Below are 23004 nucleotides of genomic sequence, written 5' to 3' on the forward strand. Positions count from 1 at the left end.
GTTGGATATCTGTAGCGCTGCTGACGGCCCCATCGCGGGCAAGCCTTGCCTCCTACAGGGCTTGTGTCGTTCGCGGGATGTGTGCGCGCCACCACCACGCAGGAGCAAGGCTTGCCCGCGATGGGGTCAGCGAGAGCAACAAACAGCCCGCAGACAATCTCATGTCTGCGGGCTTCGTTGTCACGGTGTTAAGGCTTACGCCCGACGCTCATGCATCCGCGCCAGTTGCCGTTCCAGCATCGACGGATAGGGCTCCATCAACCGCTCCACGCAGCAAGCGCCCTCAGGGCTCGCAATAGGGCGAATGCGTGCGCGCTGACGAATCAGCACGTCGTCACCGATCTTGCGCTGCACCAGCAGCAGGTTGCGGCTGTGTTGCGACAGGGCCAGGGCGTCCTGAGCGGTTTCGGTCAGCAGCAAATCGATCTGACTCATACCGAACAACTCTTCACCCAGCGTCAGACCCAACTGCAATTGCAGGGTGATGCCGCTGTCCGCGACTTCGATCTGCAACTGATGGCCCAGGGCTCGCAGCAACTCACCGCAGCAGATGGCGTTGGTCAGGTAGTCCTCGCCACTGTCTTCGGTGTGGAACAGCATCAGCGTGCTGCCATCGTTCAGTGTGTGCAGTTCGCTCTGGTAGAGCGAAGCCGCCTGATCAAGGCAGTCGCGATAGCGTTTCAGCAACTCTTCGAGGCGTGTGCGGGGCAGGCGACGCAGTTGGTCCTGAGCGCCCAGTTGCACGGCCAGGACGGCGCTGTGTTGTGGCACGTTCGAGATCACGGGTTTTGCTGCCGGTTTCGGTGCGACGGCGACCGACTCGTCACGCAGGTCGGCAAACGCATCATCATCGTCATCGTCATCTTCAACGGTGCTGACAATGTGCCGTGGCGCTGGTTTCAGGCTGGCGACCGGTTTGGTTTCATCGAAACTCGGGTCACGCAAGTTGCGTACTTCGAAGGTCGGCTCGTTGTCGTCCGCGTCTTCATCGCTGTCGTCGTATTCAGGCTCCGGCACAGGTTCCGGCTCGGCGGGCTCCGGCGCGAAATTGGCGTGCAGCTGACGGGCCAGGTCGCCGATCTCGTCCTGACGCTCAGTGGCCGGGGTGTATTCGTCGATATTGCGCAGCCATACGCGCAATTGCAGCAGCGGCGTAGAGATGTGCCGACCCAGACGCAGGCTCAGGGCCAGCGACAACGCCAACAGGATCGCACTCAAAATGCCCATGCTTTGCAGGCTGATGGTCATTGGCTGCTGGAATTGATCCATGTCCAGGCTGATGCGCAGTTGCCCGGCGGTCACGTCCTGGAATGTGATCTTGCTCTGGTACATGCCTTCGGCTTCGCCCAGCAGGCTGTGCTTGGGACGCTGACCGGCCTCGGCGAGGATGCGGTTATCCACGCTATAGATGGCGGCGTGGGCCACCAGCTTGTTCTTGGTCAGGTTGTTGAGCAGCACATTGAGGCTGAGGATGTCGTTGGACACCAACAGCTCCGTAGCGGAGGTGGCGGTCTGCGTGGTCAGGCTTTCGCCCAGCGCATCTGCCTGCTCGTGCATGGCCTGCTTGAACTGCAAACCCATCACGCCGGCGTATATCACCAGGGCCAGGGCGACCAGGATCACGTTATGGCTGGCGATGCGCAATGCAATCGGTACACGGCGGTGGCGCAGTGCCCGGAAGATCAGCAGAAAGAAGTTGTCGGTTTTTACTGGCGTGGGCCGGTTCACTTGCGCTCGGCTCTTTTGTCCGTGAAGTTGACGCGCAGTATAGCGACAGGCCCTAGACCGGCAAAGCGCTCACGGTGCCCGATGGTCACTGAAAGTGGGTAGAATGCGGTTTTTTTCCACTTGCGGGGGTGCGCCTTGCGCGAAATCGTCCTGATAAACATCACGGGAGTCGACCGTCCGGGTCTGACTGCGGCCATTACCGGCGTTCTGGCCCAGGGTGGTGTGAACATTCTCGACATTGGCCAGGCGGTGATCCACGACACTCTGTCGTTCGGCATCCTGGTTGAAATTCCGGATACCGACCAAGGCAAATCGGTGCTCAAGGACATTCTGTTCAAGGGCTACGAGCTCGACCAGCAGGTCCGCTTCACGCCGGTGTCCGAAGAGGATTACCAGCAGTGGGTGGGCAATCAGGGCAAAAAGCGCCACATCGTGACGCTTTTGACCCGCAAAGTGACCGCCGGGCAATTGCAGGCCGTGAGCTCGATCACTGCTAAATATGGTCTGAACATCGATCACATCGATCGTCTGTCCGGACGCATGCCGCTGGATACCCCGGCCGACAAGGGCAAGGGCTGCATCGAGTTTTCCGTGCGTGGCGAAGCAGCTGATCCGCAGGCGCTGCGGGCCGAATTCCTCAGCGTTGCGCAGGAACTGAACGTCGACATCGCCTTTCAGGAAGACTCGCTGTTCCGTCGCAACCGTCGCCTGGCGGTGTTCGACATGGACTCGACCCTGATCGAAGCTGAAGTGATCGACGAACTGGCCAAGGCGGCGGGTGTCGGCGATCAAGTGTCAGAGATCACCGAGCGGGCGATGGCCGGCGAGCTGGACTTTCGCGCGAGCTTCAAAGAGCGTCTGGCGTTGCTGCAAGGTCTGGACGTCAGCGTGCTGGATTCGATCGGTGCTTCCCTGCGCCTGACTGAAGGTGCTGAAACCCTGTTCGCCGAACTCAAGCGTCTGGGCTACAAGACCGCCATTCTGTCGGGTGGCTTTACCTACTTCGCCAAGCAATTGCAGGCCAAGCTGGGCATTGACTACGTATTTGCCAACGAACTGGAAGTGGTCGACGGTAAAGTCACGGGTGTTGCGGTCGAGCCGATTGTCGATGCGCAGCGTAAGGCTGACTTGCTGCGTGAGCTGGCCCATAAGGAAGGATTGCGTCTGGAACAGACCATTGCGGTCGGTGACGGCGCCAATGATCTGCCGATGCTGGCGATTGCCGGGTTGGGTGTGGCGTTCCGGGCCAAGCCGCTGGTGAAACAGTCAGCGAAGCAGGCGATTTCCACCCTTGGGCTGGATGGCGTGCTGTATCTGTTAGGCTTGCGCGATCGCGACGGACAGCTGTAAAAAGTAAACCTACTGTAGGAGCTGGCTTGTCGGGTCGCCGCATCGCAGCGAAAGCGGTGTATCAGGTACACCGCGTTGCTGCATTCGCCGGCAAGCTGGCTCCTACAAATAGTCACTACAGGTCAGGCGTTCGGCAGGCCCATGCCCTGGCCCATCTGCACCGGCGAACCGGCCGCCAGTTCTTCGGCCCATTTAACCTGGTCTGGCCCGAACAGCACGACAGCGGTCGAACCCAGTTTGAAGCGACCCAATTCCGCACCTTTCTCCAGATGGATCGGCGCGCGGGCAGCTTCGTCGTAACGGAAAGTTTTCAGCTCGCGTTTCGGCGGCGTGACCAGCCCGGCCCAGACGGTTTCGATCGATGCAACGATCATTGCGCCCACCAGCACCACGGCCATCGGCCCGCGCTCAGTGTCGAAAATGCACGCCACACGCTCGTTACGGGCGAACAGCTCCGGAACGTTCTCGGCGGTGGTCTGGTTGACCGAGAAAATGCGGCCCGGAATGTAGACCATCTCACGCAGGGTGCCGGCCAGCGGCATGTGCACGCGGTGGTAATCCTTCGGCGACAGGTAAATCGTCGCGAAATCACCCCCCATGAACGGTGCGGCGTTGGCCGCGTCGCCGCCCAGCAATTCCAGCACGCTGAAGCTGTGGCCCTTGGCCTGGAACACGCGACCGTGCTCGATCGGGCCGAGTTGGCTGACCGCGCCGTCGGCCGGGCTGAGAATCGCGCCTGGGGTTTCGTCGAGCGGGCGAGCGCCGTCTTTCAACGCGCGGGTGAAGAACGCATTGAAGTGCTCGTAGGCGGTCAGGTCTTCGACCAAGGCCTGGGACATGTCCACCTGATAACGCTTGGCGAACCAGGCGGTAAAGGCGTTTTTGAACCAGCGCACGCGGCATTCGGCAATGCAGCCGGCCAGTCGCGAGAGCAAGTGATGGGGCAGCAGGTATTGGCTGAGGATAAACAGACGCTTATTCATTAACTGTCCTTAAAACCTTAAATCTCTACGGGGGTGTCGGGATGGTTGCCCCATTCGCCCCAGGAACCGGCATAGCCTTTGACCCGCGGATAACCGAGGGATTTGGCCACCAGATAGGTAAAGCCAGAACGGTGGTGAGTCTGGCAGTGGGTAATCACTTCTTTGTCTTTGCTGATGCCGAGCTGTTCGAGGATCTGCGGCATGTCTGTGCGGATGCGCAAGTTGCGCGACTGATCCATGCCCGCGGTCCATTCGAAATTGACGGCGCCGGGAATGTGCCCGGCCTTGGCCGCCAGCACTTTCTCGCCGGAGTATTCCAGCGGCCCGCGCGCGTCCCAGATCGCCAGGTCGGCGGCGCCGAGACGGCTTTGCAGGTACTCGCGGGTGGCGGTGGGTTCGTCGTGCAGGGTCAATGCCACCGGGCCGCCAACGGGTGCCGGGATTTGGATCGACATGGGCAAGCCTTCTGCCAGCCAGGCCGGCAGTCCGCCGTCGACGTAGTGGTACTTACGGTGACCGATGACGTCCAGAAGCCAGATAAAACGCCCGGCCCAGCCGCCGCCTTCGTCGTCATACACCACGTACACCGCGTCGCGATTGTGTCCCAGCTCACCGAACAACGCTTCGAGCGCCGCTTTCGGCGGCATCAGCCCCGGCGCAGGCGCCTGACCGAGTTGCGTGCGCTTGGGATCGACAAAACGCGCGCCGGGAAGATGCCCTTCGGCATAACGGGCACTGCTGGTCAGGTCCACCAGAATCAGATCGCGGGACTCAAGGCGAGGGAGCAAGTCGCTCGGCTCGATCACCAGCGGCAAGCCAGAGAAGTCAGACATGTGAGGTCTCCAGAGCACAAAAGGGAGGATTGTAACGCAGCGTCATTGGGTGCGGTGGCTAAAGGTGTGCAGGGATTTCTCGATGCACTGCGCGGTTTTGCCGAAGGCTTGCACGGTGATTTCCGAGAACGGTCCGCCGCCCTGATCCGCCACCACCACCATGATCACCCGACCATTGTTGATCAGCGAGCGCAGCAACAGGTGTTCGCCACGAAACTGCGCGCGCAGGCTGGCCGGCAGCAAGGCCGAAAATTGCGCGGTGTTGGTCGGTGTCAGGCGCACCTGCGCTTGTTGCGAGAGCAAACGTTGCAACACGCTACTTTGGCTCACCACAAAATTCAGCCCGGCCGTTTCTTTTGGCAATCCGGCAATCTGATGCACCCGCAGATTGGCGTGCGTGCGGTCAGCCATCAAAATCATCACTCGGCGCATGCCGCACGCGACCAGAGCGTCCCGGGCGGAGGTGGTCAAGTGCATGGCGTTGGTGAAGGGGCTTGGCTCCACCAGCAACTCGGCGCATTGGCTGCGCCACTTCGCCAGGTCTTCGGTGGTCGGCGCCGGTGCCGGCAGCAGCCCAGCGTGGATACGGTTCATGCCCCACGGCCAGAGCAGCGAAACAGCGGGGTGCCACAAATCCGGCAGGACATGCAGCCGGGCGCTGTTGGCGGCCTGTTGGTGCAATTGCTGCTGCACCTCGGCCATGGGCATTTGCAGATAAAGGCTGGTCAGGTATTGCCAGCGCGCGCTGTGAGGACTGTCCCACGCCTGTTGCGCCGACAGCGCCAGGCCGTTGGCCAGCAGCACGGTATTGGCCGGCTGATTGAGCCAGCGACGCAGGGTCGGATCGTCATCGAGGCGGTTTTGCTGGCGCAAGGGATGATCGCTGTCGCGGGCGATGCGCAAGACTTTGACCAGCTCGCGCTGCTCGGTCAGCAGCAGGCGATAACCCTGATTCACCCAAATCGGCAGGCGCCAGAGGCTTACCAGGGTTTGGCAAATATCCAGCAGGCGCGCACCGAACAACTGCTTTTCGACGTTGCGTGCCGACTCGCCTTTATGGATGACCCGCAGCTCCCACTCTTCAAGCAATTGCGGATAGGTCAGCGCCATGGGCCAGAGTGGCGAGAGAAACAGCAGGCTGCCCCAGTGAATGTCCTGCCACAGCCGCGCCAGGCGACTGGCAAAAAAACCATTGGCCTGTTGCGTCGCGTGCTGGCTGATCAACTGCAATTGGCGCAAGGCAATCGGGATCTGTGACACGGGCTCTACGGGCAGGCGGGCGAGCAGTTCTTCAGTGCGTTTCAAACCGAGGCGATTGATCGCCACTTCAAGGTTTTCCGCAGGCTCGGTCATGCTGCCATGGGTATGGCGATTGGCTTCACGAATGACGCTCAAGGCCAGGGCCGGGCTGTCTTGCATGAGCTCTGCGATATCGCGAAGCGAGCTGCGGTTATCGGCGATGGCCTTGCAGACACGGTCATGGCTGACTTGCGGAACCGGCAGGCGCACGCCATCGAGAAGTTTGATCCAGCCTGCAAGCGTGGTCGGTTTTTGAGTTGGAATGTTCGTTTGGTTAGCCATGGTTGGACGCAATCATCGTCTGCCTTACCTATGCCCGGAGTAGGCTAAATTAGCTTTTCGCTTGAACGGGCTATAGTCTGGCGCAGTTTTGCCGATAAGGAGAAGAAGAGATTTTTCAACTTCCGAATATGACCTTGAACCCGACTCAGTAAGTGTTTTCCTACCTATGGCTAAAATTCTCGGCATCATCGTCGTATTCGCAAGCGTGCTTGGCGGATACGTGCTCTCCCACGGCAAGATTGCCGCCCTTATTCAGCCTTTCGAGGTGATGATTATCGGCGGTGCGGCCCTGGGCGCATTCCTGCAGGCCAACCCTGGCCATATGGTCAAGCACGTTCTGAAGAAAGCCTTGGGGATGTTCAGTTCGCGTTTCAACCACACCTTTTACCTTGAAGTGCTGGGGCTGATTTACGAGATCCTCAACAAAAGCCGCCGCGAAGGCATGATGGCCATCGAAGGCGACATCGAGGATGCCGCGGCGAGCCCGATCTTCGCCAAGTACCCGGCGGTGCTCAAAGATGAACGCATGACCGCGTACATCTGCGATTACCTGCGCATCATGTCCTCCGGCAACATGGCACCCCATGAGCTCGAAGGCCTGTTCGACATGGAACTGACCAGCCTCAAGGAAGATCTGGATCACCCTTCCCACGCGGTGAACGGCATCGCTGACGCCATGCCGGGTTTCGGTATCGTCGCGGCGGTACTGGGTATCGTGGTGACCATGGCCTCCCTGGGTGATAGCGATCAGAAAATGATTGGCGTGCACGTCGGTGCGGCGCTGGTAGGTACCTTCTTCGGTATTCTCGCCGCGTACGGATTCTTTGGCCCGCTGGCCCATGCCCTGGCCCACGATGCCAAGGAAGAGCTGAACGTCTACGAAGCCATCAAGGCTTCGCTGGTGGCGTCGGCGTCCGGTATGCCGCCATCGTTGGCCGTGGAATTCGGTCGCAAGGTTCTGTACCCGGCGCACCGTCCTAGCTTCGCTGAGCTGGAACAAGCGGTTCGCGGTCGATAGTGCTCTGTTTTGCAAATACGTTCCTTTTTTGGCGAGTGACTGTTGTTGCCAGACAAGGCGCCGCGACGAGTCATAGCTCGCTATGGCGAGGAGCGGCAACGCCGTATGGCGACAACAGGCACCGTCAAAAAGGAACAGTATTTGTGAGACAGAGCACTCTGTATGGAAAATAACCAGCCGATCATCATCAAGCGCGTCAAGAAATACGCGGGCGGGCATCACGGGGGTTCCTGGAAAATCGCTTTCGCGGACTTCGCGACGGCGATGATGGCGTTCTTCCTGGTGCTGTGGCTGCTGTCCACCGCAACACCGGAACAGAAAATCCTCATCGCCGGTTACTTCAAAGACCCGGTCGGCTTTACCGAAAGTGGCACGCCGTACATCATCGATCTGGGCGGCTCTCCGACCCTGGCGCCAGAGAAAACCCTCAACCCCGAAGTGAAGTCGCAGCCGCAGCCAGACCGAGTCACCATCGACACCGAACAGGTCGAAGGCTTGGCCGAGCAGGTTGAGAAAGAGCGCCTGGAACTGTTGCTGCAAGAGTTGCAGAACAAGGTCGATGAAAATCCGCAGTTGCAGAAATTCAAGGACCAGATTCTGTTCGAGATTACTCAGGACGGTTTGCGCATCCAGATCATGGACGCCGAAAACCGCCCGATGTTCGATTCCGGCAGTGCGCGTCTGAAACCGTATTTTGAAGACATCCTGCTGGCCATGGCCGACACCATCAAAGCGGTGCCGAACAAGATCAGCATCAGCGGCCACACCGATGCCAAGCCGTATTTGGGCACCGGTGACTTCGGCAACTGGGAACTCTCGGCCAACCGTGCCAACGCCGCCCGCCGTGCGCTGGTCGCCGGCAGTTACCCGGATCAGCAGGTGGCGCGGGTGGTCGGTTATGCCTCGTCGGCGCTGTTCGATCGTGAGCACCCGTTCAATCCGGTCAATCGCCGGATCGACATTGTGGTGCTGACCAAGAAAGCCCAGCGTGCCATCGAAGGTTCGCAAGGTGCAGAACCTGCGCCAGAGCCGGCACCAGCCCCCGCCGCACAAGGGCAGGGCGGTCCGGGCGAAGTGCCGGCCAAGCCGGTCGATCCGAACGCTTTGCCGGCGGATAAAGAACCGCTGCCGGCCCATGAGCTTCGCGAGCGTTTGAATATCTTTGAAAACCTGGCACCGAAACCGGCGGAACCGCCGAAGCAGTGACCAAGCTACGATCATTTTCCTGGCGTCACGAAAATGATCGGAATCAGAAAAGCAGTACAAAAAAGCCGACAGCGATGTCGGTTTTTTTGTGTCTGTCGTTTGTGAGGGAGATTGTCGGCCATTCTCCCGCGTCGATCTGAGGTCGGGAAAGATCTTACGAGTTTTGCGGAGTTGTCCGGCATCAATCCTTTGCCCCCCGTTGGTACCGTACGCGCCCATTTCGCGTGCACAGACCCTGGACGGTTTGGACATCGCGCTTCATTTCCTCTTTGCTTAAGGATAAGCGTATGTTCGGTTCGGCCAACACGGCGCATTTCGCGCTGCACATCCCCGCTGTTCGCAATGATTTCAAAGTCCTCGCTTTTGACGGTGTCGAGGCCATCAGCGCCTTGTACGCAATCCAGGTTGAGCTGGTCAGCGAAAACCCGGATTTCGATATCGAGAGCCTGCTCAGTCAGCCCGCTTTTCTCCAGTTCGGTCATCACCGCGAAGGACTTCATGGCCACATCGAAGAGGCGTTCGTCGGCGAATCCGGCAAACGCCTGACCCGCTATCAACTGACCCTGGTGCCAGCGCTGCACTATTTGCAGTTCAGCCACGATCAGCGGATTTTCCAGCACCTGACGGTGCCGCAAATCATTGCTCAGGTGCTCAAAGGCCACGGCATTCAGGCCGATGCGTTTACCTTCCATGTCAGCACCAGTCCCGAGCGCGAATACTGCACGCAATATGGGGAAAGTGATTACGAACTGGTCCAGCGCCTGTGCGCCGAAGACGGCATCGCGTGGCATTACCAGCATTCACCGCAAGGCCATGTGCTGGTGTTCACCGACGACCAGACCTGGTTTCCCAAACTGGGCGAAACCGCTTATCAACAAGACTCCGGCATGGTGGCTGACGAACCGGTCGTCAGCCAGTTCTCGATGCGCTTCAGCACCCGCACCAGCACCACCACGCGCCGGCACTACGACTTCCAACGCCCGAGTCTGCTGCTGGAAAATCGCTTCACCGCCGAGTTCACTCCAGAGCTGGAAGACTACCGTTACCGGGTTCTGATCGATAACGAACAGCGCGGCAAACAACGCGTTCGCCAGGCCCTGGAGCGGCACCGTGCCGATTACCAGTTGATCGAGGGCCAGAGCGATCAGCCGAGCCTGCGCAGTGGTCACTTTTTTGACCTGACCAATCACCCCCGCAAAGCCTGCAACGACTTGTGGCTGTTGCTCAGCGTGACGCACTCCGGAAAACAGCCTCAGTCACTGGAAGAGGCCATCACCAGCGACGTCCAACCCGCAGACGGCTTTACCCAAGGCTATCGCAACAGCTTCAGCGTCCTGCCATGGGACGTGATTTACCGGCCGCCGATGCGCTCACGCAAAACGCTGCTGGTGAGCCAGACCGCCCGCGTCACCGGACCTGCCGGCGAAGAGATCTACTGTGATGAATATGGTCGCGTGAAGATTGAACTACCGTGGGACCGGGCCGAGCTCAACAGTGAAAAAAGCAGCTGCTGGCTGCGCGTCTCGACGCAATGGGCGGGTCCACATTTTGGCGCGATGACGATTCCGCGTGTCGGCATGGAAGTCATCGTCACCTTTCTGGACGGCGATCCCGATCATCCGTTCATTACCGGGTGCGCGCCGAACAAGGTCAATGCGGTGCCATACCCCTTGCCCGAACACAAAACCAAAACCGTCTTGCGCAGCCAAAGCTCTCCATACACCGGTGGTTACAACGAACTGTCGCTTGAAGACCGCGCCGGGCAGGAGAAGATTTACCTGCGCGCCCAACGCGACCTCGAACAACTGATCCTCAACGACAGCGATACCAAAATTGGTAACGACCGCCGCGAACAGATCACCCGTGACAGCCACAGCCTGATCAGCAACGACCGTTTTGAGCAGGTGGACAACAACAGCGCCAGCCTGATCAAGGGCGACGAGTTGCACACCACGCAAGGCGAGCGCAACACGGTGATTGGCGGCAATGAATTGATCACCACCAGCGGCAACAGCAGCACGACGGCAGAGGGCACGCTGGTGATTCAGGCGGGGCCTCACGCCCATGTCACCGCCAGCCATGTGGTGATCAAGGCCGATTCGAGCTTGACGCTTGAGTGTGGCGGTCAGCACATCGTGATCAACGCCGCCGGGATTTTCAGCAGCGTGGCCATTGTTGAGGGTGGTTCGCCGGTCGCGGGCCTGCCCGGGCAGACGGCACTGTCATTAGTTCCCCACGCTGCCGAGGCAGTGGTTATCGACACCCTCCCGATGGAAGCCCTGCTCAAACAGAACATCGTCTTTCGAGAGGCCGAATCCGGCATTTGCCCGGTATGCGATGCCGCCCAGGAACATCAGGTAACAGAGAGGGCTGAAGCATGACCCCGATCACCCCGAACAAAGGCCTGCTCCTGATTGACGGTGCCCAGTATGAGGGCGCTATCGATTGGCTTCATCAGCACTACGGCGCCGACGCTCCTCAATCGCTTTTCAAGGGGACCGCCTACGAGCCGATTGGTGCAGCGGGGCCATTTCTGCTGAATGCCTCGCTTGGCAGCGCAGCCTATGCCGCGTGGTGGGGTGGCACTGACTTGCAGCACAGTGTTTGGCTGGCTTCTCCACAGAGCGCCCAACAATGGCTACCGATCCTGCAGCGTCGGTTGCGCATATTTGATGAATACCAGCGAGAGCTGTGGCTGCGCCTGGCAGATGGCTCGGTTCTGCGACGTGCCTGTTTGGCCGGAGCGCAATGGCCAGCAGGCTTTTGGTTTGGTGTGGAAAGCGTCTGGCTGCGCCATGACAACGCGCCAGTGTGCGCTTGGGAAAACGAAGCGCCGGAATTCGATTCAGCGCCGGCCAATAAAGGTCTGGCCGCGCAAATCACCCTGCCTGATCCGCTTCTGCATGCACTGAGCCTTCCCGCCAACCCGGAGAAAAACCCATGAGCGCCCATAATAAAAGCCGCGTTGGAAGCTGTCCGTTGTTCGCTGCCGTTTTGCCCCTGCGATACGCTCTCGGCCCAACCGTCGCTTTCGATACGGATGCCTACGACTTGCCGGCGTTGAGCGGCTCGTTTCCCGAGTTGGGGCCTCGTCATCCTGACTTGACCGGGCATGCGCTCAATTACACCTCGCGTTTATTGCGCGACGGTTGGCTCTACGTCTGGGAGAGCAGTCCATCCAAGTTGGTGGAGTATCAGGTCGAAAAAGCTCAGCTCACCCAAACCCCGCGAGCGGGCAAGGTGATCGACATCCGAGTCAAACCTCACCTGGTGTTGAGAGCGGGCGATCCTGCCGGCTTGGTTTGGTCGCCCATTCGCTGGAGTGAGGCGCAATACCAGGCTGCCAGAAAAGATCCCGTCGTCCGGCAGCGCATCATGCGCAGTTTTGTGCCGGGCGTTGCTCCGTTCAGTGGTCAAGTCGACACCGTCGTCAAGCAGATTGGCGAATACAACGATGCGACTAGCTATGGTTGGAGCGGGGAGCCCGAAACGGAGCATGCCCCCGACTGGTTGAAAGTGCTCAAACAGATGGGGCGCTGCGAACAGCAGAGTTACGCCGTTATCGATGATGCATGGGGCGTGCTGCTCGACCTTGCTGCGTTGATGCGTGTGCGAAAAGAGGCGTTCGACAGTTACCAGGAACATCACGCTGAAACGTGGGCAATGGCCGGTGTCATCAAGTCACTGAGCGAAGGCGACCGCCAATTGAGCGCACAGTTGCCGTCCATCACCCGCTATGACGAACTCCAGCGAGCGTGGAAAGATCAAGAAATCCAGAATGATCGATATACCGTTGATATGCGGCGTCTGGCCCAACTCTGGGTGGCGTGGTTCAACACCCTGCAAGTGGCTGGACCGTCGAGCTTGGACACGGCTTGCGGTCATTTCGACATAACCCAGTCGATATCGCGTGAGGCACTGGAGTTGCATTTCGCCGAGGCCTGCCTGGGGCCGGCCAGCACCAGTATTGGAGCCGAGGCCATTACCCTCAGCTTGGAAGGTGACAAGGCCGGCAAGCCATGGCTGCTTTGGGCATTACTCGGGTTACCGTTACGGCTGGGTGTTAGCGAAATCAAATACCTTGTGGACTTCAGTGATGTGGCGCGCGATAGCCAGGCTGCTGTTCAAGAGGGCGCCAGCAAACTTGCCAGAGCCTTTGGTTATGCCGATGCGCTGAACAAGACCGCCGACAAACTGAAGCAACACAAGCCTGCCTCAAGCATTGAGGCCCTATTTCTGTCCATTGCCCCGGTGGCTGGGCTGCAATTGCATCAGGGTGAAAAGGGCAATGGTGCGGCGGGGCGCTTGTACATGGCGGCAGCGCTGGCCCGCAGCGACCAACGCATCCAGACCTCGGGCGTCACGCCGCGTCAGTTGGGCGAGTGGTACAGCGATTTGATGGGGACGCGTCAGTCAATGCCCGCGCATTTGAGCGTCGCACCGCTGGCAAGTGGGGTAGCTGACGGTATCCCGTTCATGCATTTGGTCCCGGCCAGCACCAAGCTGCCACCGTTGCCGGTGAATTTGGCGGCGGGGGTTGAGTTGAGCAGCGTGTTTGATTTGAAAAGTGCGCTGAGCAAGGCGCCGATCAAGTCGATTGTGATGCTGGTGGCGGGGGTGAATTTTGTTTGGGCGAGTAGTACGTTTTTTGACGGCACTACAACCAAAAACCTCACTGGGATGATTGGTAGTGCAGTAGGTGTCGCTGCTGCAACCGCAGCCGTACTTCAGCGAGTCGCAGAGGTTGACTGGGCTTCGGCTGTTCGTCAAAGCGGTAGTACCTCCATTTCATCTCGTCTACTTTTGGTTAAAGCGTTGGGTCGCGCCGCCAATGCTGCTCTGGCACAAGGTGCTTTTCTTGCCTTCGACGTCGTGCTCTATGGGATAGATGCCTTTGAGGCCTACAAAGCGGGCGACTTCGACACCATGGTCGCGAACTTGACCGTGGTTGGCGCTTCGCTGGCCAGTATCAAGATCCAGGTCCAGGCCTTCCGTGCACTAAGAGTTGCCCGGGCTGCTGTGATAGCCGGGGATGCGGCGACTATTGCCAGGGGACTCAACGTAGTGCCTCACTTGGGGGCGAAACTACTAGGCCTTGCGGTTGCGATTGTGGGCGGGGTCATCGCCCGTCTTTATACAGCGGACTCGTCGCTGGAAAAATGGGTGAAAAACAGCCACTTTGGTATCCGTCCGGACGACACTTGGTCCCACAGCTATAGCCTGTCTATGGATGAACTGTACCCTGTCCTGTTCCCCATCTGTTTTGATGCCTTTCGACTGGTAGAAATGAATCCCTATCAAGGGCAAGTCACCTCCACGTATCTGATGTTGAAACTGCCGGGAGAAAATGTGCCGCTGACCGATACCATGATTCACTTCAAGGGTATTGAGGTTTGGGGCGATACACTCGGCTATCACCCCGACCAGATCAAAAGGGTCGAATGGACGGGCAAAGATTTTGCCCGGCACAGTGGCAGTCGTGTTCCTGTGCCTGCCGGCACCACTCCTTACCGCCGTGTGTACCATGAGGATGGAGTGCGAGACTTGCGGCGCATCGAGGGCGAGTTGATCTACTCCCCGCAAGACGGATTGACGCTGCGAACAGTAAAAATCATGGAACGTGCATGGATATGAATACGCCGGATCAACCCTGCTACAGCTCTACACCCGCGGTCATACTTCAAGCGGACAAATCGACGGGGGAACAGCCGATGGAGCTGTTTACTACGGATGAGCACACCGAGTATTACTTGTCGCTATTAGGTGAGGAGGGCAGTCGTGGGCAATTAACAGGTTTGGGGGGCTGGGTTTTCATACTTATATTGTGTGTGGCTGTGATTTGTATGTTGGGTGGGAAATGGGAAGGAGCGTATATGATTTTGGGAAGCGGAATTCCTTTGGTTGTATTGCCATTCTTATGGGAAACCTTTCGTCCTTTACCGCTGCCAATTCTGTTTAACCGCCGTACCCGTGAAGTGTACTTCGATCATGATGGCGATATTTTCCATGCCCCGTGGGATGACATCTCAGCGGTCGCTAATGCATTTCACTTAGTTGGCACCCAAATCGGTAGTATGCAAAACGCTTCACTGGAAATTCGCATGTGGAAATTTGAAGAGCCAGGTACGGTTTTGATGGTCAGCCTCGGTGCGCCCTTTGGCAAATCATTGGCGATGCAAAAAGGTTTTTGGGAATACATCCGTTCATACATGAACAATGGTCCTTATTTCGACGAGAGCGGTAATCACAGCGAGTCGGATGCATTTGTAAAAAGCCAGCTATCCGTGCGACCCAAAATGAGCGACAGCTTCAAGCAAGCACTGGCGCAGTTAAAACAGGCGAAGAAGGACGCGGGTGGGAAAAACTACTTAAGCGCCAGCGATGTTGCAAAACTGATACTCGAGCCACTGCTTTACCCGCAGGACCGAATTCAAGAACTCACCTACAGTCTTGCTAAACGCCGCTCCCGCAACCAATGGCCAAAGATTGTCACTGACCGCCTGAAGGCCGGCGGCCCCACTACACGCCTTGTCGATCTGGAAAATGAGCAGGGCTGTGCTCTATCGAAGGAAAGTTGATCTGCTTTCTACTCGTTGGTCTGAAGCTAACAATGATGTACATCATGGAATGAGCATGTATATGAATAAGTCAAAACAACTGCGCGATAGTGCATCTACCGTAATACTTGAAGCTGACCAGCCCACTGGTGAACAACCGATGGCGCTATTTATTACCGATGAGCACAGGGAGGATTACTTAACACTGCAAGACGCAGGTCATCCGGATCGAGGGCGTCTGGCCGGTTTCTTTGGGTGGTTAGCAATCGCAATGATATGCCTGGAACTACTATTGATGCTCTACGGAATATCGGAGAGTGTCCTCATAGAATTGGGGATAACGACTCTGTTGTTTTTGGTGGTATTTCTATGGGAAGTCCGTCGCCCTTTGCCACTGCCAATTGTGTTTAATCGCCGTACCCGGGAAGTGTACATCGATCAAGATGGCGTTCTGTTTCACGCCTCGTGGGAGGGGCTTTGCGCCGAGGTCGACGAATTTCAGCTAGTCGGCACCCACTTAAGTGGTATGCAAAACGCTTCGCTTGAAATTCGGGTGTGGAAATTCGAACAACCTGACAAGGTATTGATGATCAGTCTCGGTGCGCCATTTGGTAAAACACTGAGGATGCAAAAAGGCTTTTGGGAGTACCTGCGCGCCTATATGAACAATGGTCCTTGGTTCGATGAACAGGGTCATCACAGCGAGTCGGATACGTTTGTAAAAAGTCAGTTGTCTATGCGGCCCAAAATAAGCAACAGCTTTATGCCGACACGGATGCTAATAAAACAGGTGGAAAAGGAGGCTGGCGACGAAAACTACATAAGCGGGAGTGACGCAATAAAAATAATACTACAGCCGATTTTCTACCCTATGGATCGAATTCAAAAACTGGTTTACAGCCTCGCCAAACATCGCTCTCACAACTTGTGGCCCCGCGTTGTCATCGAGCGTCTGAAAGTCGGTGGGCCTACTACACGACTTGTCGATTTGGAACGCGAAAAAAGGCTCGATATTTAGATGCTGTTGTTTTTCATTACCTCTAAGGCTGGCGAGGTTTGCTGTAAGTACAATTTGCAGGCGCTCATAGTAATGTGATGTCGCTGTGTGCACTATAAAACTCAAGGAGAAATTATGCGTGCGGTTTGGAATCTTTATATCGGTTTTACACACATTTCTTGGGCGTGTATAAGTTATGCTGTTACTTTTGCAATGTTTGGGCTCATATTTTTTCCTTTCTTGTCGCTGGGGCGCTACGTGATAGGGTGGCCTATTGGGGTTTCAATACTCGTGAGTGTTGCGCTGAGTATGATTTGTGGTTTTTCAAAGCGTGATTATAAAGTTAGTATTTCAGTGGTCCCGCAAGGGTTGATGTTTCGCGATGAGGCTGTTGGTTATAAGCGGCAGGAGTTGATCCGTAGGGAGGAAATACGTTCAGTCCATGTTCGTCGAAACCCATTTTTCAAGTCGCTTGTCATTAATCTGAAAGAGAAAAATCAATAATTCTCTTTGAGTAACGTGGCCTTACCTGACGACTTTCTTGCGCGTGTGCACGCTCACATTAATGTTGAAAGCTAAGGTTGCCGCCTGGTGCGTCGTGATTTTCTGCCGGTACTTCCGAGGGCTGTATGTTTGCTTAGTGGCTGTAGGAATGATCTGAATTTTCGCGCTGGGGTTCTCCCTCGTGCAAGCATCAGCCTATAGTTCCGCCGTTGCTGCCAAGGCGGTGACCGATCTTAGCCGGTCGAAACAAAGATGAAACCTCTCGACATTATCTGGAATTTTGACTCATGGCTAAGTACCACCCGCTCCAAGGCAACTTCAGCGTCGGCCCGACGTTGTTCATCGATACAGAAGCCCGCACCTCCGATCTTCTTGAAACCGCCGTTCACCGAATCAAAGCCGGCCGGAATCTGCTCAATAGCGTCACCTGTCTGTGCGTCAAGGATGCCGAAGGTCACGATCTGGAGCATTTCGCCAATGCTGCACATATATTGATTCAGGATGGCTGTGACGCCTTGGACGCCTTGGGTTGGAGGCTGGAAAAAGCCGCACGCTGAAGACCAGAAAGCCGCGAAATGATCGCGGCTTTTTGTGCCTGTCAAAAGCCCCGTCGAATGCGGTTCTTGAGCTGGTCATGGAACAACTCGGCATCACGCCGGTAAGTGCCGCGAACGGATTCGCTGAACGACTCTAGCCCTATTGAGCGTTTGGAGACCGCCTCCTCGCGATAGGCATCGATAAAGAAGTTGATATCGTTCTCACCGCTTAACTTCGGCCACTTATCGAGGTACAGCGGCAGCGCGCTGGGGCCGATTTTGTAGGAGCAGATCCTTCGATTGCTGATGGTCGCTTCGCCGATTTCGAACGGCACCCACCATGATTGCGCGGTCTGCTCCGAGACCACTGCCATCAGGTGTGTGCATTCGGTGATGTTGCGGGTGATGACGGTTGTGATGTCTTCAGTGGTTTGCGATTCCGGGTCCAGCACATCGAGGTAGGTCTTGATGTTTGCCTGCGTCAGGCGGGTGTTAATGGCCATCGCGTGGGCGCGGTCGGTGTGGCGGTAGCTGATAAACACAGGCATCAGAAATGTCCCTTGATCGCGAGTTCGCGGTAATAGGCGCCGAGGGCGGTCAGGCGGCAGCCGGTGGAATGCAGGGCGGCGTAGTACATGTGCTCGGCGTCCACTGGTTCGATCAGGCTGTGGCGGTTGCACTTTTGCAATTGCTTGAAGATGTCGCCGTTGTCGGGATCGAACGTTGCCTCGGTCGGTTCGTAGCTGGGGTCCAGCGGGTACACATAGCTCGGTTCCGGGAACCAGTCCTTGAGCTTGCGCAGGGTTTCTTCGGCGATTAGCGGCGTGACTTCGCGCAACGGCACAAACTGCGAGACGTTGGTCTTGAACACCGGCCGCTGTTCCCATGCCCCAAGCGCGTTGTCGACGAACGAATACACGCTGCCGGGTGTGACGTTGCCCAGCACATTGGCGGCCCCGCCGTGCAGCGCTTGCAACAAAAGGTCGGTAAATACGCCATGGCCGCGACCTTCGAGCGCCACCTGGTCCTTTTTACAGGCAGTGAGAATGGTCATGCCTTCGCTGATCACGCTGCTGCCACCGCGCAACCCGCGCATCGCGGCGGCTGCGCCGGCCTGGCAGCAGTCGAGGATGATGATTTTATTCTTGATGTGGGTGGCGTGTTCCGCCCAGTTGAGGATGTCGCTGATGCGGATGCCTTCAACGCCCTGACCGAAATCCTGCGGGATCAGCAGGCCTTCGTCGATGCTGGTATCAAACTGGCCATGACCGGCGAAGTACAGCAGCGCCACATCGCAATCACCGGAAAACAGACTCTGGATCTGCTGCTTCAGGTTGGTGTGAGTGAGGTTTTCCTCCGCCGACGTCAGAACCTTGCTGCTGAAGTTCGGACGCCCGTTGGCGTGGCGTTCCAGCACCGAGGCCATGGCCATCGCGTCGTTGTTGCAGCCACTCAATGGCGACACATAGGTGTAGTGGTTGATCCCGATGAACAATCCCTTGCGCATGGTTCAACCCGCCGCGTGAGTGCGAATGGCACTGATGATGCTGTTGGTGTTCCAGGCGCATTCGGCATGTGCAGCCTGGCGTACTACGGTAGAAATCCGCTCCGCACCAAAGGGTTTGACCGCAATGATCACCTTGCCCATTCGTTTGGCGATCTCGATTTCCTTGTTGATCCACTTGCTGTAGGTCGAATACATCCCCGCCATGATCAGTACTGCCGAGCAGGGCCGGATCTTGTTTTCGATGGCGGCTTCCAGTTGTTTATCGGTCTGCGCCCCGATGATCGGGTTATCCGTCGGCACTGAAAAGTTTTTGAACGTGAAGCCGGGTTTGGCGTTGAGCAGCCGCACGAGGTTGTCATGGGCGTGGGGGTAACTCCACGAGTGGCTGATGAACAAATGATAGGTTTGCATGGATGTCCCTCGGTATCGCCGGAATGCGAAGAGGGCTTGAATGTATGCACTTGGATGGCCGCAACAAGGTCTGCGCGGTTAAAGAGACGGGTCCTTCAAACAGGCGCGCAAATGCCCTACAGGGATATCTGACGTTTAAAAGGCGGGGGATTTTCAGGTCGCAACGAACAGCCAGCCGCCCCGTCTGCATCGGGGTGGCTGGAATGTCTGTTTAGTAGCTGGTTTCGGGCAAACTGGCGATGATCGAGCGATAACTGTTCATCCGTTGCTGCTGCACGCGCCCCTCTTCCAGCGCCTTGAGCAAGGCGCAACCCGGCTCGCGGTCGTGCTTGCAGTCGCGGAAGCGGCAGGTGCCGATCAAGTCGTTGAACTCGATGAAACCGGCTTCGACGTCGGCACGGCTGACGTGACCCAGACCGAATTCACGAATACCCGGGGAGTCGATCAACTCACCGCCACCGGGGAAGTGGAACAACCGCGCAGTGGTCGTGGTGTGAGTGCCCTGGCCGGACAGCTCGGACAACGGGCCGACACGGGCTTCGACTTCCGGCAGCAGGCTGTTGACCAGCGACGACTTGCCGACGCCGGACTGGCCGACGAACACGCTGATGCGTCCGTCCAGTTGCTCCTGCAATTGCTCCATGCCATTGCCGTGGTGCGCCGAGACTTCCAGTACCGGATAACCGAGCGTGCGGTAAACCGCCAGCAACGCGTTCAGCGCCGGGGCATTCTGCTCGTCGATCAAGTCGAATTTGTTGAGCAGCAGCAGCGGACGAATCCCTGCGTGCTCAGCGGCGACCAGATAACGGTCGATCAGGTTGGCATGAGGCTCAGGCAGCGGGGCGAAGACGATAACAATCATGTCGACGTTGGCCGCTACCGGCTTGAGCTGGCCACGGCTGTCCGGACGGCAGAGTTCGGTTTTGCGCGGCAGTTGCGCCACGATCACGCCGATGCCCTGGTTGCCGGCACGCCAGACCACCTGATCGCCGGTCACCAGTGCTGGCAGGTTGGCGCGCAAGTGACAGCGGAACACTTGGCCGGCCAAATCGCCATCGAGGGCTTCGACTTCAACCTGCACACCGAAGTGCGCGATTACCAGGCCCGTCTGTTCCGGACCCAGGTCGCCACCCTCAAGTGCCTCGACAGCAGAGGACTCGCGTTTGGCGGCGCGGGCAGCGCGTTCGCCCTGAATCTTTTCGATGCGCCAGTTTTGACGACGATTGAGTTGGCGTTTGGCCATGGGTGTTCCGTATCAAGAATGCAGCGATTAGGTAAAACGGCCGCGAGTTTAGCACGCCCCGCCGGTTGCCTAGGCTAAACTGCGCAGCATTGCCTAGGAGCCGACACATGCAAAATCCGCAGAATCTGATCTGGATCGACCTGGAAATGACCGGTCTGAACCCTGATACCGACGTCATCATCGAGATGGCCACCATTGTCACCGACAGTGATTTGAACACCTTGGCCGAAGGTCCGGTGATCGCCATCCACCACAGCGACGAAATCCTCGCCGGCATGGACGAGTGGAACACCCGGCAACACGGCGGCTCCGGCCTGACCCAGCGAGTTCGTGACAGTCGCATCAGCATGGCCGAAGCCGAAGCCGAGACTATCGCTTTTCTGGAGCAGTGGGTGCCCAAGGGCAAGTCGCCGATCTGTGGCAACAGCATCTGCCAGGACCGCCGCTTCCTTTATACCCACATGAAATCCCTGGAAAGCTTCTTCCACTACCGCAACCTCGACGTCTCGACCCTTAAAGAGCTGGCCGCTCGCTGGGCGCCGGACGTGCGTGACAGCTTCAAAAAAGGTAGCACTCATTTGGCGCTGGACGACATCCGCGAATCCATTGCCGAGTTGCAGCACTACCGCAAGCACTTCATCAAGTTCTGATAGCGCCTCGGGTGACGCCATCGCGGGCCATGCTCATACAGAAGCGGTGTGTGCCCTGTTTTTGTAGGAGCATGGCTTGCCCGCGATACAGGCAACGCGGTCCTGCGCGATGATCGCCCTCTTTTGGGGCCTCGGTGAAGTGAGTAGACTGCGCGCCTTTCTGCAAGGACCGCCGCCATGTTGCTGATGCTTTACCTGATCGCCATCACCGCCGAAGCCATGACCGGTGCGCTGTCTGCCGGCCGTCGCGGCATGGACTGGTTTGGTGTGGTGTTGATCGCCTGCATTACGGCGCTGGGTGGCGGCTCGGTGCGCGACGTGCTGCTCGGCCACTACCCGCTGACTTGGGTCAAACATCCGGAATACCTGGTGCTGACCTCGATCGCGGCGATGTTCACCGTCTTCGCTGCGCGCTGGATGCGCCACCTGCGCTCGCTATTTCTGGTGCTCGACGCCGTGGGCCTGGTGGCGTTTACCCTGATCGGCTGCATGACCGCGCTGGAAATGGGCCACGGCATGCTGGTGGCGTCGGTCAGTGGCGTGATCACCGGCGTATTCGGCGGCATCCTGCGCGACATTTTCTGCAACGACATCCCGCTGATCTTTCGCCGAGAGCTCTACGCCAGTGTCTCGTTCGCGGCGGCGTGGTGCTACATGCTCTGCATCTACCTGCAATTACCCGGTGAACAGGCGATTTTGATCACGCTGTTTGGCGGTTTCCTGCTGCGGTTGCTGGCGATTCGTTTTCACTGGGAAATGCCGAAGTTCGTTTACAACGACGAAGCCTGACGGTCGGCGTGTTGCTTGAGCGCCCACTCGACATGCTCTCGCACCAATTGCGACGGGTAATCCCTGCGCGCCTTCAACGCTTCCAGTACCGGAATGCTAGACGGCGCGTTACCCAACCCCACCGCCAGATTACGCAACCAACGTTCATAACCGGCGCGGCGTAACGGCGAGCCTTCGGTGTTGCTGAGGAATTTGTCCTCGTCCCACATGAACAGCTCGGCCAATTCGGCGTTGTCCAGATTGTGCCTTGGCTTGAAGTCGCTTTCGCCGGACGGACGGGCGAAGCGGTTCCATGGGCAGACGATCTGGCAGTCATCGCAACCAAACACCCGGTTGCCGATCAGTGGGCGCAAATCTTCCGGGATCGCGCTTTTCAGTTCGATGGTCAGGTAGGAAATGCAGCGCCGGGCATCCAGTACGTACGGGCCGACGAAGGCATTGGTCGGGCAGATGTCGAGGCACGCGGTGCAGCGGCCGCAATGTTCGGTGGTGTGGGGCGGGTCGACCGGCAGCGGCAGATCGACAAACAGCTCGCTGAGGAAGAAGTAACTGCCGGCCTTGCGATTCAGGACCAGGGTGTTTTTGCCGATCCAGCCAAGACCGGCTTGTTCGGCGATGGCTTTTTCCAGCACCGGAGCGCTATCGACGAATGCGCGGAAACCAAACGGGCCGATTTCGGCCTGAATTTTATCGGCCAGTTGTTGCACGCGTTTACGGATCAATTTGTGGTAATCGCGACCCAAGGCATAGCGCGAGACGTAGGCTTTTTCCGGTTGGGCCAGCATTTGTGCCATTTGGGTGTCGCCGGGCAGGTAGTCCATGCGCAGGGAAACCACGCGCAAGGTGCCGGGCACCAGCTCTTCCGGATGGGAACGTTTGCTGCCGTGGGCGCCCATGTAGTCCATTTCGCCGTGGTAGCCAGCGGCGAGCCACCGCTCCAGGTGCTGCTCATGCTCGGCCAGGTCCAGGCCGCTGATGCCGACTTGTTGAAAGCCCAGCTCGCGACCCCAGTCCTTGATAGATTGGGCGAGGGCGGGCAGGTCTGTAGTAATAGCGGGCATGAGGCGAGAGAAACCGGAGCTGAGGTGCGTATAATTCTGCCAGACATCGG

The 23004-nt window shown here is 57.9% G+C and carries 21 protein-coding genes; 12 read left to right on the plus strand and 9 right to left on the minus strand.

What is annotated here, in order from left to right; translation table 11 throughout:
- Positions 1-195: 195 nt before the first annotated feature.
- The gene (locus ACA048_RS02595; protein ID WP_497627819.1) at positions 196-1728 is read right to left on the minus strand and encodes an AhpA/YtjB family protein; all 1533 of its coding nucleotides are present in this window, start codon (positions 1726-1728) and stop codon (positions 196-198) included.
- Positions 1729-1863: 135 nt separating this feature from the next.
- On the opposite strand from ACA048_RS02595, the gene serB reads away from it, so the two are divergent.
- Positions 1864-3078 carry a phosphoserine phosphatase SerB gene (gene serB, locus ACA048_RS02600; RefSeq protein WP_497627820.1) on the plus strand — a complete coding sequence of 405 codons (1215 nt, stop codon included), beginning with the start codon at positions 1864-1866 and terminating at the stop codon, positions 3076-3078.
- Between the two features lie 122 nt (positions 3079-3200).
- On the opposite strand, the gene asd is transcribed toward serB, so the two are convergent.
- The 3 genes from asd to ACA048_RS02615 are packed head-to-tail and all read right to left on the minus strand — an operon-like array spanning position 3201 to position 6475.
- Positions 3201-4061, minus strand: a complete 861-nt coding sequence (asd, locus tag ACA048_RS02605) for an archaetidylserine decarboxylase (RefSeq protein ID WP_131058796.1) — start codon at positions 4059-4061, stop codon at positions 3201-3203.
- A gap of 17 nt (positions 4062-4078) precedes the next feature.
- Positions 4079-4894, minus strand: coding sequence for a rhodanese-like domain-containing protein (locus ACA048_RS02610; RefSeq protein ID WP_497627821.1), 816 nt, complete (start codon positions 4892-4894; stop codon positions 4079-4081).
- 42 nt (positions 4895-4936) lie between these two features.
- A complete protein-coding gene (locus ACA048_RS02615) occupies positions 4937-6475 on the minus strand; it encodes an HDOD domain-containing protein (RefSeq protein ID WP_497627822.1) in 1539 nt (512 codons plus the stop codon).
- 166 nt (positions 6476-6641) lie between these two features.
- Between ACA048_RS02615 and motA the strand changes: the two genes are divergently transcribed.
- The 9 genes from motA to ACA048_RS02660 all read left to right on the plus strand — a co-directional run bounded on the left by motA (position 6642) and on the right by ACA048_RS02660 (position 17314).
- Positions 6642-7493 (plus strand): flagellar motor stator protein MotA, encoded by an 852-nt coding sequence (gene motA / locus ACA048_RS02620; RefSeq protein WP_497627823.1) that lies wholly within the window; start codon positions 6642-6644, stop codon positions 7491-7493.
- Between the two features lie 162 nt (positions 7494-7655).
- The gene (motB, locus tag ACA048_RS02625) at positions 7656-8699 is read left to right on the plus strand and encodes a flagellar motor protein MotB (protein WP_497627824.1); all 1044 of its coding nucleotides are present in this window, start codon (positions 7656-7658) and stop codon (positions 8697-8699) included.
- A 287-nt stretch (positions 8700-8986) separates the two neighbouring features.
- On the plus strand, positions 8987-11080 hold the full coding sequence (locus tag ACA048_RS02630; protein ID WP_497627825.1) for a type VI secretion system Vgr family protein: 2094 nt from the start codon (positions 8987-8989) through the stop codon (positions 11078-11080).
- Positions 11077-11643, plus strand: coding sequence for a DUF4123 domain-containing protein (locus ACA048_RS02635; RefSeq protein ID WP_497627826.1), 567 nt, complete (start codon positions 11077-11079; stop codon positions 11641-11643). The genes ACA048_RS02630 and ACA048_RS02635 overlap by 4 nt, the downstream gene beginning before the upstream one ends.
- Positions 11640-14333 carry a toxin VasX gene (locus tag ACA048_RS02640; RefSeq protein ID WP_497627827.1) on the plus strand — a complete coding sequence of 898 codons (2694 nt, stop codon included), beginning with the start codon at positions 11640-11642 and terminating at the stop codon, positions 14331-14333. The genes ACA048_RS02635 and ACA048_RS02640 overlap by 4 nt, the downstream gene beginning before the upstream one ends.
- Positions 14324-15277, plus strand: a complete 954-nt coding sequence (locus tag ACA048_RS02645; RefSeq protein WP_497627828.1) for a hypothetical protein — start codon at positions 14324-14326, stop codon at positions 15275-15277. Before ACA048_RS02640 ends, ACA048_RS02645 begins: the two co-directional genes overlap by 10 nt.
- 61 nt (positions 15278-15338) lie before the next feature.
- Positions 15339-16274, plus strand: coding sequence for a hypothetical protein (locus ACA048_RS02650; RefSeq protein WP_497627829.1), 936 nt, complete (start codon positions 15339-15341; stop codon positions 16272-16274).
- A gap of 114 nt (positions 16275-16388) precedes the next feature.
- A complete protein-coding gene (locus ACA048_RS02655) occupies positions 16389-16757 on the plus strand; it encodes a hypothetical protein (protein WP_497627830.1) in 369 nt (122 codons plus the stop codon).
- Positions 16758-17044: 287 nt separating this feature from the next.
- Entirely contained in the window at positions 17045-17314 is a 270-nt protein-coding gene (locus tag ACA048_RS02660; RefSeq protein WP_497627831.1) for a hypothetical protein, read from the plus strand.
- Positions 17315-17355: 41 nt separating this feature from the next.
- On the opposite strand, the gene ACA048_RS02665 is transcribed toward ACA048_RS02660, so the two are convergent.
- From ACA048_RS02665 to rsgA, 4 genes are all read right to left on the minus strand, one after another.
- The gene (locus tag ACA048_RS02665; RefSeq protein WP_497627832.1) at positions 17356-17841 is read right to left on the minus strand and encodes a toll/interleukin-1 receptor domain-containing protein; all 486 of its coding nucleotides are present in this window, start codon (positions 17839-17841) and stop codon (positions 17356-17358) included.
- On the minus strand, positions 17841-18800 hold the full coding sequence (locus tag ACA048_RS02670) for a caspase family protein (RefSeq protein ID WP_497627833.1): 960 nt from the start codon (positions 18798-18800) through the stop codon (positions 17841-17843). Before ACA048_RS02670 ends, ACA048_RS02665 begins: the two co-directional genes overlap by 1 nt.
- Positions 18801-18803: 3 nt before the next feature.
- The gene (locus tag ACA048_RS02675; RefSeq protein WP_429542090.1) at positions 18804-19211 is read right to left on the minus strand and encodes a TIR domain-containing protein; all 408 of its coding nucleotides are present in this window, start codon (positions 19209-19211) and stop codon (positions 18804-18806) included.
- A 211-nt stretch (positions 19212-19422) separates the two neighbouring features.
- Entirely contained in the window at positions 19423-20454 is a 1032-nt protein-coding gene (gene rsgA, locus ACA048_RS02680; protein ID WP_008153263.1) for a small ribosomal subunit biogenesis GTPase RsgA, read from the minus strand.
- A 107-nt stretch (positions 20455-20561) separates the two neighbouring features.
- On the opposite strand from rsgA, the gene orn reads away from it, so the two are divergent.
- Together orn and ACA048_RS02690 are read left to right on the plus strand one after the other, a co-directional pair.
- Positions 20562-21104: an oligoribonuclease gene (gene orn / locus ACA048_RS02685; RefSeq protein ID WP_056746367.1), complete on the plus strand. Its 543-nt coding sequence runs from the start codon at positions 20562-20564 to the stop codon at positions 21102-21104.
- A 177-nt stretch (positions 21105-21281) separates the two neighbouring features.
- On the plus strand, positions 21282-21893 hold the full coding sequence (locus ACA048_RS02690; RefSeq protein ID WP_007945604.1) for a trimeric intracellular cation channel family protein: 612 nt from the start codon (positions 21282-21284) through the stop codon (positions 21891-21893).
- Here the strand turns inward: ACA048_RS02690 and queG are convergent.
- Positions 21875-22954 (minus strand): tRNA epoxyqueuosine(34) reductase QueG, encoded by a 1080-nt coding sequence (gene queG / locus ACA048_RS02695; protein WP_497627834.1) that lies wholly within the window; start codon positions 22952-22954, stop codon positions 21875-21877. The two genes, ACA048_RS02690 and queG, sit on opposite strands and share 19 nt — an antisense overlap.
- Between the last annotated feature and the right edge of the window lie 50 nt (positions 22955-23004).

The organism is Pseudomonas sp. LBUM1659 (genome assembly GCF_059716045.1).

Coding starts and splice junctions, on each gene's coding strand:
- asd (WP_131058796.1), bottom strand. CDS start 4,061: ATGAATAAGCGTCTGTTTATCCTCAGCCAATACCTGCTGCCCCATCAC.
- ACA048_RS02610 (WP_497627821.1), bottom strand. CDS start 4,894: ATGTCTGACTTCTCTGGCTTGCCGCTGGTGATCGAGCCGAGCGACTTG.
- ACA048_RS02615 (WP_497627822.1), bottom strand. CDS start 6,475: ATGGCTAACCAAACGAACATTCCAACTCAAAAACCGACCACGCTTGCA.
- motA (WP_497627823.1), top strand. CDS start 6,642: ATGGCTAAAATTCTCGGCATCATCGTCGTATTCGCAAGCGTGCTTGGC.
- motB (WP_497627824.1), top strand. CDS start 7,656: ATGGAAAATAACCAGCCGATCATCATCAAGCGCGTCAAGAAATACGCG.
- ACA048_RS02630 (WP_497627825.1), top strand. CDS start 8,987: ATGTTCGGTTCGGCCAACACGGCGCATTTCGCGCTGCACATCCCCGCT.
- ACA048_RS02635 (WP_497627826.1), top strand. CDS start 11,077: ATGACCCCGATCACCCCGAACAAAGGCCTGCTCCTGATTGACGGTGCC.
- ACA048_RS02640 (WP_497627827.1), top strand. CDS start 11,640: ATGAGCGCCCATAATAAAAGCCGCGTTGGAAGCTGTCCGTTGTTCGCT.
- ACA048_RS02645 (WP_497627828.1), top strand. CDS start 14,324: ATGGATATGAATACGCCGGATCAACCCTGCTACAGCTCTACACCCGCG.
- ACA048_RS02650 (WP_497627829.1), top strand. CDS start 15,339: ATGAATAAGTCAAAACAACTGCGCGATAGTGCATCTACCGTAATACTT.
- ACA048_RS02655 (WP_497627830.1), top strand. CDS start 16,389: ATGCGTGCGGTTTGGAATCTTTATATCGGTTTTACACACATTTCTTGG.
- ACA048_RS02660 (WP_497627831.1), top strand. CDS start 17,045: ATGGCTAAGTACCACCCGCTCCAAGGCAACTTCAGCGTCGGCCCGACG.
- ACA048_RS02665 (WP_497627832.1), bottom strand. CDS start 17,841: ATGCCTGTGTTTATCAGCTACCGCCACACCGACCGCGCCCACGCGATG.
- ACA048_RS02670 (WP_497627833.1), bottom strand. CDS start 18,800: ATGCGCAAGGGATTGTTCATCGGGATCAACCACTACACCTATGTGTCG.
- ACA048_RS02675 (WP_429542090.1), bottom strand. CDS start 19,211: ATGCAAACCTATCATTTGTTCATCAGCCACTCGTGGAGTTACCCCCAC.
- rsgA (WP_008153263.1), bottom strand. CDS start 20,454: ATGGCCAAACGCCAACTCAATCGTCGTCAAAACTGGCGCATCGAAAAG.
- orn (WP_056746367.1), top strand. CDS start 20,562: ATGCAAAATCCGCAGAATCTGATCTGGATCGACCTGGAAATGACCGGT.
- ACA048_RS02690 (WP_007945604.1), top strand. CDS start 21,282: ATGTTGCTGATGCTTTACCTGATCGCCATCACCGCCGAAGCCATGACC.
- queG (WP_497627834.1), bottom strand. CDS start 22,954: ATGCCCGCTATTACTACAGACCTGCCCGCCCTCGCCCAATCTATCAAG.